The organism is Glutamicibacter sp. AGC84 (assembly GCF_053543575.1).
Genome location: NZ_JBLVOC010000011.1, coordinates 58,708 through 59,981 on the forward strand (window position 1 = coordinate 58,708; position 1,274 = coordinate 59,981).

The window sequence follows — 1,274 nt, forward strand, 5'->3', positions numbered from 1 at the left end:
GCGTCGGCCAGCGCCGCAATCGCCTGGCGGCGTACGGCAGTGAGTTCTTCCAAGGCGTCGTTACTCGCCCAGCGCTGCCAAGCGCTCTTCCTCGTCCATCTGGATGCAGGATTCAACCACCGGCTGCAGGTCCCCGTCCATCACGGCGTCAAGGTTGTAGGCCTTGTAGCCGGTGCGGTGGTCGGCAATGCGGTTTTCCGGGTAGTTGTAGGTGCGGATGCGCTCGGAGCGGTCCATGGTGCGGATCTGGCTTGCACGCTGGGCCGAGTTCTCCTTGTCGATGATCTCCTGCTGGTGGGCCAGCAGGCGCGAACGCAGCACGCGCATCGCGGCTTCGCGGTTCTGGATCTGCGACTTCTCGTTCTGCATGGCCACCACGATGCCGGTGGGCAGGTGGGTAATGCGCACCGCGGAGTCGGTGGTGTTCACCGACTGGCCGCCGGGGCCCGAGGAACGGTAGACGTCGATCTTCAGGTCGTTCTGGTGGATGTCGACTTCTTCGGGCTCGTCCACCTCGGGCAGGACCAGCACGCCGGCAGCCGAGGTGTGGATGCGGCCCTGTGATTCGGTGACCGGCACGCGCTGCACGCGGTGCACGCCGCCTTCGAACTTCAGCTGGGCGTAGACGCCTTCGGCCGGGTCGTTCGATTTGCCCTTGATGGCAACCTGGGCGTCCTTGTAGCCGCCGAGGTCGGACTCGTTGAAGGAGATCATCTCCACCTTCCAGCCCTTGTGCTCGGCGAAACGGGTGTACATGCGCAGCAGGTCGGCAGCGAACAGCGCTGCTTCGTCGCCGCCCTCGCCGCCCTTGACTTCGAGGATTACGTCGCGGCCGTCGTTCTCGTCGCGCGGGATCAGCAGGCGGCGCAGCTTCTCCTCGAGCTCTGGCAGGGCGGCGGTGAGGGTTTCCACCTCTTCTGCGAAGTCCGGATCCTCGTCAGCCATTTCCTTGGCTGCTTCCAGGTCCTCGGTGGCGGCGTGCCACTTGTTGTAGGCCTCGACGATGCCGTTCAGCTGTGCCGAGCGGCGGCCGAGCTTGCGGGCCAGCGCCTGGTCGGCGTACACCGCTGGATCCGAGAGCTGCGCCTGGATTGCGGCATGCTCTTCTAGTAGCGACTTGACGGACTCGAACATGGTGGGTGTGCTTCCTTGTTGGCGTTTTCCGCGCAGTGCCGCCGGCTATTGCGGCTGGGGCACTGCTGGAATTCAATTCTAAACGCTGCGCCGGCCGGGGCCGGCGTGCGAGGTGTCACTACGCGCCGATGGCGTGGGGG

Annotated in this window: 1 protein-coding gene; it reads right to left on the reverse strand. The window is 65.4% G+C overall.

The features are described from left to right. Positions 1 to 60: 60 nt before the first annotated feature. A complete protein-coding gene (gene prfA, locus ACNPN0_RS07175) occupies positions 61 to 1,134 on the reverse strand; it encodes a peptide chain release factor 1 (RefSeq protein WP_105658405.1) in 1,074 nt (357 codons plus the stop codon). Between the last annotated feature and the right edge of the window lie 140 nt (positions 1,135 to 1,274).

Excerpts from the sequence above, each read along its gene's own strand:
- prfA (WP_105658405.1), bottom strand. The coding sequence starts at position 1,134 with ATGTTCGAGTCCGTCAAGTCGCTACTAGAAGAGCATGCCGCAATCCAG.